A 15,940-nucleotide genomic window follows, 5' to 3' on the forward strand; every position below is an offset into this window, starting at 1 on the left:
TCGGCATCCGCCGCCCCAAGGTTAAGCCCAGGGCGAAACCGCCGCGCCCCGGGCCGTCACGGGCAAAGGGACGAACCTAGTCTTCAACCGTGGTTGAGATCGCCCCTTACGGCACCTGGACGTCTCCCCTGTCGGCCGCCGCTGTCGCGGCCTCGGGAGTCAGCGCGCAATGGCTCGATACCGTGGGAAACGAGGTCTGGTGGGCCGAAGCGAGAACCGGTGAAGGCGGTCGCGTCACCCTCGTGCGGTCCCGCGCCGACGGCACGGTCGAAGACGTCCTTCCCGCTCCTTGGAGCGTCCGGAACCGGGTCCACGAATACGGCGGCAGGCCCTGGCTCGTCCTCGGCGACGTCCTGGTCTTCACCCACTGGGCGGATCAGCGCGTCTACCGCCGTGATCTGACCACCGGCGAGACGACACCGCTGACCCCGGAACCGGCGACCCGGCACGGGATCCGCTACAGCGACCTGCGACCCGGCCTCCCCGGCGAAGTGTGGCTGGTCCGCGAACGCAGCACCGGCCCCCGGCGCGTCGACATCACCCGCGATCTCATCGCGGTCCCCCTCGACGGTGGCCCGGAACGGGTTCTGACCGCGAGCCATCACTTCCTCACCGCGCCACGGCTCTCGCCGGACGCCGCGCGCGCGGCGTGGATCGGCTGGAACCACCCCGCGATGCCCTGGGACGGCACCGAACTGTGCGTCGCCGAACTCGGCGAGGACGGGACGTTCGAGCCGCACCGGGTACTCGCCGGCGCGGCCGACGTCTCCGTCTGCCAGGGCGAATGGGAGTCGGCGGACAGCCTGCTGGCCTTGCTCGACCCGGACGGCTGGTGGAACCTGCACCGCGTCGGACTCGACGGCGGCATCGAGAACCTGGCCCCGGTCGAACAGGAGATCGGCGGCGCGCAGTGGAAACTCGGCACGCGCTGGTTCACTCCGCTCGGCGACGGCAGGTTCGCCGTCATCGCGTCGGGCAGGCTCGCCATCCTCGACGAAGCGACGCGGGAAGTGACTCCGGTGGCGGCCGCCGCCGAGCTGACCGCGTGGTCCACCAACGGTTTCGCCGTCCACGAGGGCGGCGTCGTCGGCGTCGCGGCGGGACCGAAGCGTGAAGGTGCCGTCGTGAAGGTCGGTCTCGACGGCGGGACGGTGACCGAACTCGCGTCAGCACCTGAACCGCCGTCGCCCGCCTACCTGTCGACGCCCGAGGAACGGATCTTCAAGACCGACGACGGCGACCGGATCCCCGCCTTCGTCTACCTCCCCGCGAACGCCGACTTCGCCGCGCCGGACGGCGAACTGCCGCCGCTGCTCGTGTACCCGCACGGTGGGCCGACCGGCCGGGACAGCGCGGTGCTCGACTACGAGATCGCGTACTTCACCAGCCGCGGGATCGCCGTCGTCACCGTGAATTACGGCGGCTCCACCGGCTACGGACGTGTTTATCGTGAGCGGCTGCGGGAACAGTGGGGCGTGGTCGACGTCGCCGACTGTGTCACCGTCGCCGAAGCCCTCGCCGCCGAAGGCACCGTCGACGGCGACAGGCTGGCCATCCGCGGCGGCAGCGCGGGCGGGTACACCTCCGCCGCCTCGCTGACCACCACCACGACCTACCGCGCGGGCACCGTGATGTACCCGATCCTCGACCTCACGCAATGGACCGGCGAGGGCGGTGAGACGCACGACTTCGAGTCCCGCTATCTCGACGGGCTGGTCGGTCCGCTGCCGGAGGCCGCGCAGCGCTACCGGGATCGGTCGCCGATCAACAACGCGGGCACCCTCGCCGGTCCTTTGCTGTTCCTGCAGGGGCTGGAGGACGAAATCTGCCCGCCCGAGCAGGCGGACCGGTTCGTGGCCGGACTGGAAGGGCGCGGCATCGAACACGCCTACCTGAGGTTCGAGGGCGAGCAGCACGGCTTCCGGAAGGCGGAGACGATCGTGACCGCGCTCGAAGCGGAGCTGTCGTTCTACGGTCAGATCCTCGGCTTCGAGACGCCCGGTGTGCCGAAGCTCCGGCTGAGCCGGTGAGGCCGCCGAAGACGCGGCCTGGTGACACGATCGCCTTGGTCGCCCCGGCGGGCCCGGTCCCGCCGGACCTCGTCGAGAAGGCGCTGCCGGTGCTCCGCGGCTGGGGCGTCGAGGTCCACGTCGGCGAGTGCGTCCGTGCGGCCTCCGCCGGCTATCTGTCGGCTTCCGACGACGCACGGGCCGCCGAGTTCACCCGCGCCTGGCTGGACCCGGGAGTCACCTGCGTCCTCGCCGCCCGCGGCGGCTACGGCTCGCAGCGGATGCTCGACCTGCTCGACTGGACGGCGCTGCGAGCGGCCGGGCCCAAGATGTTCGGCGGATCGAGCGACGTCACCGCGCTGCACCGGGCTGTGAACGTCCACATGGGACTGGAGACGTTGTTCTCCCCCATGCCCGCGACCACCCTGTTCGACGCGGTGGCCGCCGGGCATCTGCGGCTGTCGTTGTTCGAACCGGACAGCGTGCGGCTGATCGCCTCACCGACGTCGTCGCCGCTGGTGCCGGGCACCGCGACCGGAACGCTCATCGGCGGCAACCTCGCCCTCGTCGCGGCAGGCCTCGGCACGCCCGAGCAGGGCTCGGGGCGGGAGGCCCTCGTGCTGCTGGAGGACGTCACCGAGAGCCCCTACCGGATCGACCGGATGCTGACCCAGCTGCTGCGCTCCGGCTGGCTCGACGGCGTTCGAGGGTTCGTGCTGGGCTCATGGAAATCCTGCGGTGATCCGGAGGCGATCCGGGCCCTGATGCTCGACCGCCTCGGTCCGCTCGGCGTCCCGATCGCCTGGGATTTCGGTGTCGGGCACGTTCCGGCGTCGCCGACCATCCCCCTCGGCGCGCGGGCCACCCTCGACGCCGACGCGGGCACCCTGCTGGTTTTGCCATAACGGCAACGGAACTTGCGGAACCGGCCGGGACGGGGGCATCTTGCGGTCATGGATGCCACACAGCAGTTCTGGGAAGACTTCTACCGGGACAAGGATCAGGTCTGGAGCGGGAAGGCGAACCCGATCCTGGTGAACGAGGTCGCCGCGCTCACGCCGGGAACGGCGCTCGATCTCGGCTGCGGCGAGGGCGGCGACGCGATCTGGCTGACGCGGCAGGGCTGGCGGGTCACCGCTGTCGACATCTCGGACGTCGCGCTCCAGCGCGCCGCCGCACACGCGGCCGAGGCCGGCGTCGAGGGCATCGTCTGGGAACGCCACGACCTGGCGAAGTCGTTCCCGGAGGGCCGTTTCGACCTCGTCTCCGCACAATTCTTCCACTCCCCCGTCGCCGAGGACGGCGAACGGGACAAGGCGCTCCGCCGGGCCGCGGAAGCCGTCGCGCCGGGCGGCACGCTGGTGGTCGCGGGCCACGCGGGCTGGCCGACGTGGATGGAGGAACCGCCGCACAAGGACGTCCACTTCCCGACCACCGCCGAGGTGCTCGAATCGCTGGCACTGGCCGACGGCGAATGGACCGTGGAACGACAGGAGCTGATCACCCGCGACTTCCCGGGGCCGGACGGCCAGCAGGGAACGCGTTCGGACAACGTGCTCCGCGTGCGCCGCGCTTAGGTACCGTCACGGCATGCGGATGACGCCTGCCGAAGCCCGGTCACGGTTCGAAGGCGAGCGGATAGCGAGGCTGGCGACGACGGGTTCGGACGGCGTGCCCCATGTGGTGCCGGTGACGTTCGTTTTCGAAGGCGACTCGGTGGCGTTCGCGATCGACCACAAACCCAAGAGCACGACGGCGTTGCGGCGGTTGAGGAACATCGCGGAGAACCCGGTGGTCAGCTTTCTGACCGACCACTACGACGAGGACTGGGCCGGACTGTGGTGGGCCCGGGCCGACGGTGTCGCCCGGGTGCTGACCGATCCCGGCGAGCAGGCGCTGCCGGTGCGGCTGCTGCGGGAGAAGTATCCGCAGTACGGGGCGCAGCCTCCTCCGCATGCCGTGGTGACCACGCTCGTTCACTCATGGAGCGGCTGGCGCGCTTCCTGAGCTTTTTGCCCCTGTTGCCGTGAAGCGGCAACAGGGGCATTGCCATGCTGTATAGGTCGTTATACACTTGGTGAGCGAGACTGTCGCTCCGTGGACCAGCCACGCTCGCTTCGCGTGTCGTCCGGTAGATCACGTGACATCCCCGGTGCCGGACCTCCTGAGTACATGAAGGACCCCTTCCTGTACCTAGGCGCAAGGATGGAGTCCTTCATGTACTGGGGAAAGGTCGAGTTTCCTCGGCTGAGCCGAGGGGAAGGGGTCCTTCACGCGCAACCCTTGTGACTGCTGACGTACATGGGGCGCGTGGCGATTACCAAAAGTCCGTGAAGGCCTCCTTGAGGGACCCAGAGTCCCTCAAGGAGGCCTTCACGGAACGCTGATGGTCCCAGGGAGTCACGGCCTTCACATCCAAAGCACATGAGGGACCCATTCACACGACTCAGCCGAAGGAACTTGCCCTTCTGGACCGCACGGCTCTCCCCCGAGGTCCGTGAAGGCCAAGCCCCAGCATTCACGCCCAGGTACATGAAGGCCCCCTTCCTTGCGCTAGACGCAAGGAAGGGGGCCTTCATGTACTGAAACTCAAGAGGAGCGAGGAGCCTCGGCGGGCAGGAACTGCTCCACCGGCTTGCCCCGCCAAGCGGCGATGATCCCCAGCGGGTCCGGCCGCAGCAGCGAAGCGGCGGCGTACACGCTCGCCGCGACGACGCCGGCCATGAACCACCAGTCGTACAGGGCCTGCTCCCCCGTCGGGTAGTAGACCAGCGTCACGAACACCGACACCGCGACGACGACCGCCAGGTTGCGGCGGCGCCATTCGAACGCGGAAAGAACGACGAAACCCCAGGTCAGGTACCACGGCAGCGAGGGCGGCGGGACGATCGCGCCGGCCAGCAGGACGATCGCCATCCGGTGGATCGCCGGGTAGCCGCCGTCGCGGGCGAGCCACCACTGCCAGCCGGCGAAAACGAACAACCCGACCATCGCGATCGCCCGGAAGACGGTGACGAACGGCGAGACCTCGACGTCGATCACCAGGTTCACCAGCGAGTAGAAGATCTCGCCGATCCCGGTCGGGAAGTTCATCCAGTTCGCGATCAGCGTCGGCGCCTTGAGACCGGTCAGCCACCCGAGGTTGACCGAGCCGAGCGACAACCAGGTGCCCGCGACGAACACCGGCAGGAAGATCCCGACCGACGCGGCGCCCGCGCGGAAGAAGTTGGCCACCTTCCGGTCACCGGGCAGGTGGTTCGCCCACACCCAGACCAGGAACGGCAGCGCCCACGCCGCGGTGGGTTTGATCAGCATGCCGATGGTGACCAGGACGATCGCGACGACGTGTTTGCGTTCCAGCGCCGCCAGCACGCCGACGGTGAGGAAGCCCAGCATCAGCAGGTCGTTGTGCGGTCCGCCGACGAGGTGGATCACCGTCATCGGGCTGGCGATGGCGAGCCACAGCGTGATCGGCAGCTTGCCGCCGAGGTGCTTGACCAGGCGCGGCAGCGACCACAGCATCCCGATCAGGCCGATCATCAGCACCAGCCGGGTCGCGATGACACCGGCGATCATGTCGTTGCCGGTGACCGAGACGATCGCCTTGGCGACCAGCAGGAACAGCGGGCCGTACGGCGCGGGCGTGGTCTGCCACAGCGGATGGACGTTCTGCACGACGTCCGGCAGCACGGCAAGCTCGGCCGGGCCGTTGGCGTACGGATCGAGGCCGTTGAGCAGCTGCGCGCCCTGCGCGAGGTAGGAGAAGACGTCGCGGGTGAACAGCGGCGGCGACACCAGCAGCGGCGCCATCCAGCAGGCGGCGGCGATGACGATCGGGCGGCTGCCGATGCGACCCGCGAGCGCGTAGCGGCCCAGCCGGACCCACGCCCAGATGATCAGTGCGAAGCCCGTGTAGAGCACCACGTTGGCGAGGATGCGGCCGTGGCCGTAGCGGATCCACGACAGCGGTCCGTGCCCCAATATCGGGTCACGGACGAGAGTGCCGCCGGCACCGAGCGCCGCCAGCATCAGCAGCGTGCTGCCGATGGTTCCCATCGCGATGGTGCGGTACGGGAACCGGGAAGGCACCCGGAGCCGCTCGCCGAGGGAACCGGCCGAGGGCGTCTGCTGGGGGTCTGTCGTGGTCGCCATTTCGAGATTGGAGGTTACACACCGCGCCTGTGCGAGTGCGCGGCAATGGGTGTTTCCCGCGCCGTCCCACCGGGCAACGCGGCGAGCAGCGACTTCGTGTAGTCGTGCTTCGGGTCCAGCAGGACCTCCTCCACGGTACCGACTTCCACCAGCTCCCCGCGATACATCACAGCGACCCGGTCGGCGATGTTCCAGGCCAGCCCGAGGTCGTGGGTGATCACCAGCCCGGCGAGTCCCAGTTCACGCCGCAGGCGCAGCAACAGCGCGAGGATCTCCCCGCGCACGGACGCGTCGAGCGAGGCCACCGGTTCGTCGGCGACGATCACGCCGGGATCCAGCGCGAGCGCGCCCGCGATGACGACCCGCTGCCGTTGCCCGCCGGACAGTTCGTGCGGGAGCCGGTCGAGGAACTTCGCCGCGGGCCGCAGTTCGGCCGCTTCGAGGGCCTTCGTGACGATCTCGTGCTCGTTCGGGCCCATTCCGTGGATGCGGGGGCCTTCCGCGACGGCCTCGTACACCGTGTGGTTCGGGTTCAGCGCGCTCGTCGGATCCTGCAGCACCAGCTGGACCTGCCGCCGGTACGCCTTGAGCCCCGCACCGCCGAGCGGGACCGGTTTGCCGTCGTATCGCACCGCGCCGGAGTCGGGTTTCTGCAACCCCAGCAGGGTTCGGGCGAGCGTCGTCTTGCCGGAGCCGGACTGGCCGACGAGCGCGACGATCTCGTCCTTCCGCACCTGGAGGCTCACCCCGGCGACCGCGTTGATCCGCTTCCCGGTGCGGTCGCGGAAGCTGACGCGCAGGTCCTCGGCTTCCAGCAACGCGGGCTGGTCGGCACTGCGCTCCGGCTCCGGCGGCAGCGGCGTGCTGGTCGCGGGCGCGAAGCGGGACACCGGATCGCCCACGGTCGGGAACGCGGCCGCCAGCGCCTTGCTGTGCTCGTGCCGCGGCGCGCTCATCAGTTCGGCGCTCGGCCGCTCCTCGACGATCTCGCCGTCGTACATCACCGCGATCCGACGGCAGGTGGCGGCCAGCACCGAGAGGTCGTGGCTGATCATGATCAGCCCGATCCCCTGTTCGGCGACCAGCCTGCCCAGCAGGTCGAGCACCTGCGCCTGGACGACGACGTCGAGCGCGGTCGTCGGCTCGTCCGCGATGATCAGCCGCGGCGAACAGGCGAGCGCCATCGCGATCATGACGCGTTGCTTCTGGCCGCCGGACAGCTCGTGCGGGTACGCGCCGGCGCGGCCGGGCGGAAGGTCGACCTGTTCGAGCAGTTCCTTGACCTTGGCCTGGATCTCGGCGTCCGACAGCGCCTTGCCACCGGGCGGGTGCAGGCGGATCGGCTCGGCGATCTGCTCGCCGATCTTCCGCACCGGGTTGAGCGCGTGCATCGCGCCCTGGAAGACGACCGAGGCCTCGGCCCAGCGCACCGCGCGCAGCCTGCCCCACTTCATGGCGGTGACGTCTTCGCCGTCCAGCAGGATCTCCCCGCTGACCTTCGCCGACCGCGGGAGCAGCCGCAGCACGCTCATCGCGACCGTCGATTTCCCCGACCCCGACTCCCCCGCCACACCGAGGGTGTCGCCGGGTTCGAGCACGAGATCGACGCCGCGGACGGCGGCGACCTCGCCGCCACCGGTGGCGTAGGTGACGCCGAGGTTCTTCAGTTCCAGCAAGGGGCTCATGAGTGCTGTCCCTTCAGGCGCGGGTTCAGCACGGTTTCCAGCGCGCGTCCGACGAGGGTGAAGGCGAGGACGACCACGACGATCGCGACACCCGGCGGCAGCAGGTTCCACCAGGCGCCCTTGCTGATCGCGCCGTTGTTCAAGGCGGTCTGCAGCATGGCTCCCCAGGAGACGGTGTTCGGGTTGCCGACGCCGAGGAACGCCAGCGTCGCGTCCGCGATGACCGCGTTGCCCACGACGAGCGTGGTGTTGGCCAGCACGAGCGGCATGACACCGGGAAGGACGTGCTTGCCGACGATGTGCAGGTGCCCGCCGCCGAGCGCTTTCGCTCGCTCGATGTACGGGCGGCCCTCGATCGTGAGGGTCTGCGCGCGGACCAGACGCGCGGTGCTGGGCCAGGCGGTGACGCCGATCGCGATGATCACCGTCATCGTGCCCTGGTCCAGTACCGAGGCGAGCGCCACGGCCAGGACGAGCGACGGCAGCACCAGGAAGAAGTCCGTGAACCGCAGCAGGAGCCCGGACAGCCAGCCGCCGAAATGCGCGGCCGCGATCCCGATGACGGTGCCGATCAGCACCGAGAGGAACGCCGCCGAGAAGCCGGTGAGCAGCGAGATCCGCGCCCCCCAGAACGTCATCAGCAGCACCGAACGGCCGTCGATGTCGGTGCCCAGCCAGAACTCCCCGCTGGGCGGGTCCAGGGAAGTGCCTTCGGCCTTGGTGACGTCGAGACCGGACTCGTCCGAGATCACCGGCGCGAGGATGGCCAGCAGCGTGAGGACACCGAGAAAGGCCAGCCCGAAGACGCCCGCCTTGTTCGTCGTGAACTCGTGCCAGCGCTTCGCCACAGCCTCGCGGCGGCGGCGCCAGACGATCGAACCGGGTTTTTCCGCTGTGGTCATGCCGTCCGCACCCTGGGGTCGAGCACGCGGTAAAGCAGCTCCGCGAGCAGGTTCATCAGCACCACTGCACCCGCGAGGGTGACGAAGACTCCTTGCAGGACAGGAAGATCAGGCCCGCGGAGCGCCTCGTAGAGCAGCTGCCCGAGCCCCGGCCAGCTGAACACGGCCTCGACCGAGACCGCCCCCGAGACGACCATCCCGAACTGCATGAAGACCAGCGTCACCGTCGGGAGCAGGGCGTTCGGCACGGCGTGCCGCTTGCGGACGAGATCGTCGCGCAGGCCCTTGGCCCGTGCGGTGGTGAGGTAGTCCGAATTCATCTCGCCGATCAGGGACGACCGCATGACCAGCATGTATTGCGCGTAGAACACCACCAGCAGGGTCACGCACGGCAGCACGAGATGGTGGAGCACGTCGAGCCCTTCGCTGAAGAAGCCCGGCTCGACGTCCGGGGAATGCATGCCCCGGCTGGGAAAGAGGCCGTTGGTGGCCACCAGCAGCATCAGCCCCAGCCAGAACTGCGGGACCGACCAGAGCGTCAGCGCGATCCCGGTCTGGACCTTGTCGAACCTGCTCCCCCGGCGCCAGCCCGCGCGGACGCCGAGCCACAGGCCGAGCGCGACGGCGAGCACGGTCGCGCTGCCGACCAGCAGGATCGTCGGCCACAACCGCTCGCTGACCATGTCGAACACCGGACGCCGCTGCAGGTACGAGACGCCCATGTCGCCCTGGAGCAGCCCGACGACGTAGTCCCAGAACTGTTGCAGCAAGGGCTTGTCCACGCCCATCTGCGCCCGGAGCTCGGCCATCATCTTCGGGTCGGTCGGCCGGTCGCGGACCATGAACCGCACGGGGTCGCCGGGCAGCGTCCGGAACAGGAAGAACCCCAGTACGACGACGAGCGCGAGGCTCGCCAGCGCGCCGCCGATCTTGGAGAGCACGAACCGGGCGGTGCCGGTCCCGCCCCGGCGCTCGTCGGGATCACCGAGCGCCGAGGGCTTTTCGAGGGAACTGAGTGCTTCGGTCAACGCGGTCCTTACTCCCGGTCGTCGGCCGACTTGCCGCGCCGCCCGAGCAGCACGCCGCCGCCGACGAGCACCACGAGCACGACCGCGCCGATGCCGATCCACAGGCCGGTGTTGCTGCTCTCCTCGGCACCGGCCGCGGCCGCGTCGGCCGGAGTGGCGCCGTAGACGCCCCAGTAGCCGGACTGCTCGAGGATCGCGCCGTCGGGCTGCGGCTGCTTGGTGAACGAGGAGAACTTGTCCGACCGGTAGGCCTCGAGCACGTTGTCGTAGTCGAGGACGACGTCGACGTACTCACCGGCCAGCACGGCCTGCGCCTGCTTGACGAGCTCCGCGCGCTTCGCCGGGTCGAACTCGGTCAGCTGCTTCTTGTACAGGTCTTCGTAGCGCGGGTCGCAGAAGAACGTCGCCGAGCTGCCGCCGTTGCCCTCGGCGTTCGGGCGGCCGGCGCAGGTGTTGAGGCTGAGGGCGTAGTCCGGGTCGGGCGAGGTGCCGTAGCCGGAGATCGCGAGGTCGTAGTTGCCCGCGGTGGTGCGGTCGTCCAGTTCGTCGTCGGAGACGAGTTCCTGCTTGACCCCGATGCCGACGTCCTTGAGCCAGCCGCTGACGAACTGCGCGACACGCTGGTCGAACGGCCGGTTCGCGTGACCGGCGAGCCGGAACTCCAGCTTCGCGCCGCCGGGCGCGACGCGGATGCCGTCCGCGCCCTTGGCGTAACCCGCCTGGTCGAGGGTGGCGTTCGCGGCCGCGATGTCGAACTTGGTCTTCTCGGCGTCCGACGGGGACCAGGTGTAGGCCTTGTAGATGGCGGGCACGACACCGGTCCCGGGCTGGCCGTAGCCGTTCATCACCTTGTCCACGATGGTCTTGGTGTCGATGGCCTGCGCGATCGCCTTGCGGACGCGGATGTCCTTCAGGATCGGGTTGCCGTCACCGATCGGCTGGTCGAGGACGTTCTTGACGCCGAAGTTGATGATGAGCTCGTTGTACCGGCGGCCCGGCGCCTTGTTCGTGGTGATGTTCTTCTCGCCCTTGAGCGCGTCGAACTGGGTGGGCGTGAGCCGGTTGATGACGTCGACCTCGCCCTGCTTCAGCGCGTTGACAGCGGCCTCGGCGTCCTTGAATTGCAGCAGCTGCAGCTCGTCGACCTTGGGCGCCCCGCGCCAGTAGTCCTTGTTCGCCTTGAACTTCACGAACTCGTTCTTCTTGTACTCGGTCAGCAGGTACGGCCCGCTGCCGACACCGACGACGGACATGTCGTCGGTCGAGGGGGCGTTGAGATCCTTGATCGGCTCCCAGATGTGCTTGGGCACGATCGGGACGTCGAGCGAGGTCATACTCGACTGCGGGGCCTTGGTCTTGATGACCAGCGTCTTGTCGTCCGGCGCCGACACCGAGGCGAAGTTGGTGACGTAGCTGCCGTTCGCGGTGCGGGCGTTCTCGTCGTCGAGCATCCGCTGGAAGGTGTACGCGGGGTCCTGCGCGGTGATCGGCTTGCCGTCGGACCACTTCATCCCCTGGCGGATGGTGAAGGTCCAGGTGAGTTTGTCGTCGGAGGTCTTCCACGACTCGGCGATCCCGCCCGTGGGCTGGGTGTCCTCGGCCGAGGGCAGGGTCAGGAACTCGTAGTTGAACCGGCCGACCTGTGTCGACGCCGCCAGCTGGGCGGTGAAGGGGTTCAGGTGGTCGATGCCGGTCGTGAGCGCCACCCGGAGCACCTTGCCCTGCTGCTGCGCCGCCGCGGCGGGCACGAAAGGCACCGTCGCGACCGCCGAAGCGGCGAGGACCGCGACCACGCGAAGACCGCGCCGTCGCCTGGGAAAACGCTCTGTGCGCACGAAGACCACCCCATCGAAACTCGCTGTGACCCAACCCCCGAGGCGGAAAAGTAACCACATGTCGCGGTAACCGCGCAATGACTCGCCAATACCGATCGTGCACAGCGGATGCCGTCGCGTGGTCGGCGACTACTTTACGTCCTTCCGACGTTGCCCTGTGTCACCGTTTCGGTGCGCGAAGCGGCACCACGTGCACTGTCCTGGGTATTCAAGGGAAGCGGGCTTGCAAAAGCCTTGCGCGCGATGATGCCCAATCGATACGTGCGACGAAGTGAGAGCAAAGCGTTTCGTCCTCTGAATGCGGTAGTTGCACACGCAAGTACCGCATCCAGAGGACGAAACGCGGGAGAAGTCAGCCGACGGAGACCTCACGCCGGCGCGCGGTGGCCGCGGCCGCGTAGAGCCACGCGAACAGCGCCCACATACCGGCGAAGATGAGCCCGACGGTCACGTACGCGACCGTCCACAGCACGGCGGGCGTCTCCGACTTCCGCTCCCGCTGCAGGAACTCGATCTCCGACATGAACGGGCGCGTGCCGGACGTCGCGTCGATCGACGGCGCGTTCGCGGCCGGGTCGGCGGGCGCGTAGATCGGGGCGAGCCCCATCACCCGGTTCGGGACGTGCACCCGGATCCCGGTCTTCCACTGGCCGAACACCGGCAGCGGCTGGGCGGTGCGGTACACCCCGTCGCCGATCTTCTCCAGCGGCGCGGTGAAGAAGTCGCCGCCCTGCCAAGCGAAACCGTTGAGCCACACGGCGTCGTCGGCCAGGTCCGGCCGCGAGATCGTCACGGTCGCGTCGACCCAGCGGGGCGTGCCGCCGCCGTGCGGATTCGAGATCGGCAGCCCGGTCGCGGATTCGGTCAGCCGGATGTCGGCGGTGAACCCCGGTTCCGGATCCTGCGGAACGGCGACCGAGGACATCAAGGCGACCGCGCCCAGCGCACCGACGAGCCCGACCACGTGCCGGGGTCCCGCCGCGGGCACCCGCGTCGCCGTCTCCTCCACTCGCTGGTACTGCCAGACACCGATGAACGCACCCGCCAGCGCCGCGCCGGTCCCGAACAGGACGAACAACGGCAGATGAGCGGCAGGCCAGGGGTTCGGCATCAACCATTGGGTGAACGCCGCCTCGGCGAGCATTCCGGCTGTTCCCACGAGCAGACCGGCGACGGCGGCGAACGTGTAGCCCTTCCGGTTACGCATCGCGAGGGCGACGACCTCGATGATCACCGCTTCGGCGACGTATGGCAGCAGTGACGCCACGTGCAGGTCGGCGAACAGCGGGATGACCGCGAACGAAGCGCGGGACGCGAGGAAGACCGCGAGCACGATCAGGGCGCCGCCCGGCCCCCAGGACAGTCGCCCGTAGGTCAGCGTCCAGGCGCCGATCAGGCCGACGAGCACGACCTGCGACAGCATCGGGAACTGCGGGACGCCGAGGTCGAACTCCATCAGGAACGCCGAAGCGCCCATCATCCAGGCACCGGCGAGCACCGGGCCGAGCAGCCGCACGACCGGCCCGGTCGCGCCGACCTGACGCGCCTCGCCGAGCAGCAGTTGCAGCCCCAGCACGACACAGACTCCGCCACCGATCATCAGGACGTGCGTCGGCCCCCATTCGGTGACGTCCTGACCGAACAGGCGGTGCCACACGTCGTCGAGCGGGAACCCGGCGATACCGACCAGCCCGGTCGCCATCATCTGGATGGAGCCCATCGGCGCCCGCCAGTGCGGGCCGATCTTGAACGTGCGCTTGGGCAGGTCCTTCGTCGCGAGGGTCGCACTGAGCACACCGCTGGCGAAGATGCCCATCAGTCCGAAGTAGATCGGGTAATGCGACGGGTTCGCGAGCGGACCTTCGTCGCGGCCGAGCTCCATGTGGATCGGCACGTCCCAGTAGACGCCGATCAGCGCCGACATCCCGCAGAGGAAGGCGACGAACATCGGCAGCGCCGCCCAGCGGGGCAGACCGCTGAACTCCGCCATCCAGTCCGCGACGCGGCCGAAGACCGTCCGCTTCCCTGCGCGCTCGCGGAGCACGAAGAGGGCCAAGGGCAGGAAGACCGCGGTGAACATCAGGCCCGCGATGACGATCTGCCCGAATTGCGCGCCGCCGGCAGGCGGGCTCTCCTGAGCCATGAACACCGTTCTCGCCTTCCTGCTAACCTAAGTAACTGTTACCTTGGGGTAACACGATAGGCGCAAGGTCCCGGGCGGGCAAGCCGGGGCGTACGACTTGGAGGCACCTCGATGCGGAGGATCGGCGCGATCACCGTGGCCGCACTGCTGACCGTGACCGGCTGTTCGGCCGGTTCCGAGCAGGCGCCGGGCACCGGCACCCGGACCGTCAAGTTCTCGGTCACGGAGGGCAAGCGCACGGCCGGGCCGGAGGAGGTCGCGGTGCGCACCGGCGAGAACGTCGCGCTCGAAGTCACCTCCGACCAGCCCGACGAACTGCACGTCCACGGCTACGACAAGGCCGCCCAGCTGGCGCCCGGGGTGCCGGGGACGGTCGCCTTCACCGCGAACATCGACGGGATCTTCGAGGTGGAACTGCACAAGAGCGGCGCGGCGGTGACCAAGCTCCGGGTGAGCGGATGATCCTGGCGCACGGTCTCGGCGGCCGGTCCGACCTGCCGGTCCCGCTGTGGCTCGCGCTCTACGCGGGAGCGGCGGCCGTCGTGGTCTCCTTCTTCGCGCTCACCGTGCTTTGGAAGGAGCCCAAACTCCGCGGCGCCGACGCCGGCCGTCCTCTCCCCCTGCAACGGTTCGTCGACGCCGGGTTCTCGCGGATCGCGATGCGCGTGCTCGGCGTCGCGCTGTTCGCAGGCTTTCTGGCGATGGCGTGGGCGGGCCCCGGCAACTCGGCCGACAACCCCGCTCCGGCCTGGTTCTACGTCTGGTTCTGGGTCGGACTGGTCCCGCTTTCGCTTCTGTTCGGCCCGGTCTGGACGCGATTGAATCCACTGAGGACGATCGCGGCACTGATCCCCGCACGCCATCGCGAACTCCCGGACCGGCCGGGCTATCTGCCCGCTATCGTCGGCCTCCTGGCTTTCCTTTGGCTGGAACTGGTGTTCCCGCATTCCGACTCGCCGCGGGCGATCGCCCTGTTCGTCACCGTGTATGCCGTTATACACATTGCTCTCGGCGCGGTGTTCGGTCCGCGCTGGTTCGACCGCGGTGACGCCTTCGAGGTCTACGCGCGGCTCATCGCGGCGCTTTCCCCTTTCGGCAGGCGGGCGGACGGGCGCCTGGTGATCCGTAATCCACTGGACGGCCTGCTCACCATCTCCCCCGCGCCGTGGCTGACCGCGCTGGTGCTGGTGGTACTCGGCTCGACGGCGTTCGACGGCCTCACCCGGCTTCCGTTCTGGACGTCGCTGGACGCCGGTGTCCCCGGCGGCACCGCCGGGCTCGCGGCCTGTATCGCGCTCACCTACGGCGCCTATGCGGGCGCCATCAGCCTGACCAGGCCGTATCTGCGCCGGGGGTTCGACCCGTATCCCGCGTTCGCGCCGTCGTTGATCCCGATCATGGTCGGCTACACGGTCGCGCATTACTTCTCGTTCGCCGTGTTCTCCGGACAGCAGGGCTTCGGCCGCGCGATCGACTACACGGTCGTCTCGACCGGCGTGATCGCGCTGGTGCAGATCGCCGGGATCGTCGCCGGGCACGTGCTGGCCGTAACCTCGGCCCATGACCGTTCCGTCGGCGTGCTGCGCGCGAACTACGTCAAGGTGGGCCAGTACCCCATGCTGGCGCTGATGATCGGGTACACCGCGCTCGGGATCGCGCTGGTCTCCGGCTCATGACCAGCGCGGCGCGGGTGGTGATGATGCACCAGGGCGGCTGGGACGAGATCCTCATCTTCGTCGGCCCAGTGGTGATCATCGGGCTGCTCATCTACGTCGCGCGCAAGCAGGTCCCCACTACGCCTGAGGATGAGGACGACTGAGAGGGACGTAATCACCACCTGCCAGCGCGGCGGCGAGATCAGGGTACGTGGACGCGCTGCCTACGAAGCGACCTTGGACGACACGGATGTAGGCACCGTCCGAAGGGAAGACGAGCACGAAATTCTTGCCGTGGTTCCCCCGCAGGACGGCTCCCTTTCTCAGGTTGTCGAGGAACTCGATGATGTCGCGCTCGATCTCCTCCGCGAAATCACGCTGATCGTCGCGCGTCAGGTCGTACAGGTCGGTGTCGATGTCATAGGTGGCGAGCCTCCCCGTCACGGGGTCCAGCGCCGCGAACGCCAGCGCGAGCCGGCGGCGCGGCACGACGTCCACCGCCGCTTCCCACTCCTGGCCTTCGAACTTCCA

Annotated in this window: 14 protein-coding genes; 7 read left to right on the forward strand and 7 right to left on the reverse strand. The window is 68.9% G+C overall.

The features are described 5' to 3' along the window. The first annotated feature begins 89 nt into the window (after positions 1 to 89). Genes ACXIZN_RS12900 through ACXIZN_RS12915 form a run of 4 tightly spaced genes read left to right on the forward strand, consistent with a single transcriptional unit; the run spans position 90 to position 4,016 of the window. Positions 90 to 2,030, forward strand: a complete 1,941-nt coding sequence (locus ACXIZN_RS12900) for a S9 family peptidase (RefSeq protein ID WP_457954578.1) — start codon at positions 90 to 92, stop codon at positions 2,028 to 2,030. After that, on the forward strand, positions 2,027 to 2,914 hold the full coding sequence (locus tag ACXIZN_RS12905; RefSeq protein WP_457954579.1) for a S66 peptidase family protein: 888 nt from the start codon (positions 2,027 to 2,029) through the stop codon (positions 2,912 to 2,914). Before ACXIZN_RS12900 ends, ACXIZN_RS12905 begins: the two co-directional genes overlap by 4 nt. Positions 2,915 to 2,962: 48 nt before the next feature. Next, positions 2,963 to 3,586, forward strand: a complete 624-nt coding sequence (locus ACXIZN_RS12910; RefSeq protein ID WP_457954581.1) for a class I SAM-dependent methyltransferase — start codon at positions 2,963 to 2,965, stop codon at positions 3,584 to 3,586. Between the two features lie 13 nt (positions 3,587 to 3,599). Further along, positions 3,600 to 4,016 (forward strand): TIGR03668 family PPOX class F420-dependent oxidoreductase, encoded by a 417-nt coding sequence (locus tag ACXIZN_RS12915; RefSeq protein ID WP_457954583.1) that lies wholly within the window; start codon positions 3,600 to 3,602, stop codon positions 4,014 to 4,016. Between the two features lie 582 nt (positions 4,017 to 4,598). On the opposite strand, the gene mptB is transcribed toward ACXIZN_RS12915, so the two are convergent. From mptB to ACXIZN_RS12945, 6 genes are all read right to left on the reverse strand, one after another. Then, positions 4,599 to 6,161 (reverse strand): polyprenol phosphomannose-dependent alpha 1,6 mannosyltransferase MptB, encoded by a 1,563-nt coding sequence (mptB, locus tag ACXIZN_RS12920; protein ID WP_457954584.1) that lies wholly within the window; start codon positions 6,159 to 6,161, stop codon positions 4,599 to 4,601. A gap of 14 nt (positions 6,162 to 6,175) precedes the next feature. Continuing rightward, entirely contained in the window at positions 6,176 to 7,846 is a 1,671-nt protein-coding gene (gene nikE / locus ACXIZN_RS12925; protein WP_457954585.1) for a nickel ABC transporter ATP-binding protein NikE, read from the reverse strand. Continuing rightward, complete coding sequence (locus tag ACXIZN_RS12930; protein WP_126732914.1) at positions 7,843 to 8,748, reverse strand: ABC transporter permease; 906 nt, start codon at positions 8,746 to 8,748, stop codon at positions 7,843 to 7,845. The genes nikE and ACXIZN_RS12930 overlap by 4 nt, the downstream gene beginning before the upstream one ends. Then, positions 8,745 to 9,776 carry an ABC transporter permease gene (locus tag ACXIZN_RS12935; protein ID WP_457954586.1) on the reverse strand — a complete coding sequence of 344 codons (1,032 nt, stop codon included), beginning with the start codon at positions 9,774 to 9,776 and terminating at the stop codon, positions 8,745 to 8,747. The genes ACXIZN_RS12930 and ACXIZN_RS12935 overlap by 4 nt, the downstream gene beginning before the upstream one ends. 8 nt (positions 9,777 to 9,784) lie before the next feature. Beyond that, complete coding sequence (locus ACXIZN_RS12940; protein ID WP_457960506.1) at positions 9,785 to 11,569, reverse strand: ABC transporter substrate-binding protein; 1,785 nt, start codon at positions 11,567 to 11,569, stop codon at positions 9,785 to 9,787. Between the two features lie 394 nt (positions 11,570 to 11,963). Further along, entirely contained in the window at positions 11,964 to 13,754 is a 1,791-nt protein-coding gene (locus ACXIZN_RS12945) for a hypothetical protein (protein ID WP_457954587.1), read from the reverse strand. Positions 13,755 to 13,865: 111 nt separating this feature from the next. Between ACXIZN_RS12945 and ACXIZN_RS12950 the strand changes: the two genes are divergently transcribed. From ACXIZN_RS12950 to ACXIZN_RS12960, 3 genes are read left to right on the forward strand one after another with little or no spacing between them, the layout of a single operon-like run. Continuing rightward, on the forward strand, positions 13,866 to 14,216 hold the full coding sequence (locus ACXIZN_RS12950) for a hypothetical protein (RefSeq protein WP_457954588.1): 351 nt from the start codon (positions 13,866 to 13,868) through the stop codon (positions 14,214 to 14,216). Next, complete coding sequence (locus tag ACXIZN_RS12955) at positions 14,213 to 15,430, forward strand: hypothetical protein (protein WP_457954590.1); 1,218 nt, start codon at positions 14,213 to 14,215, stop codon at positions 15,428 to 15,430. The genes ACXIZN_RS12950 and ACXIZN_RS12955 overlap by 4 nt, the downstream gene beginning before the upstream one ends. Further along, positions 15,427 to 15,573, forward strand: coding sequence for a hypothetical protein (locus ACXIZN_RS12960; protein WP_185927096.1), 147 nt, complete (start codon positions 15,427 to 15,429; stop codon positions 15,571 to 15,573). The genes ACXIZN_RS12955 and ACXIZN_RS12960 overlap by 4 nt, the downstream gene beginning before the upstream one ends. On the opposite strand, the gene ACXIZN_RS12965 is transcribed toward ACXIZN_RS12960, so the two are convergent. Further along, on the reverse strand, positions 15,548 to 15,907 hold the full coding sequence (locus tag ACXIZN_RS12965; protein ID WP_457954592.1) for a hypothetical protein: 360 nt from the start codon (positions 15,905 to 15,907) through the stop codon (positions 15,548 to 15,550). The two genes, ACXIZN_RS12960 and ACXIZN_RS12965, sit on opposite strands and share 26 nt — an antisense overlap. Between the last annotated feature and the right edge of the window lie 33 nt (positions 15,908 to 15,940).

The sequence above is a fragment of the Amycolatopsis sp. TRM77291 genome, from assembly GCF_054166285.1.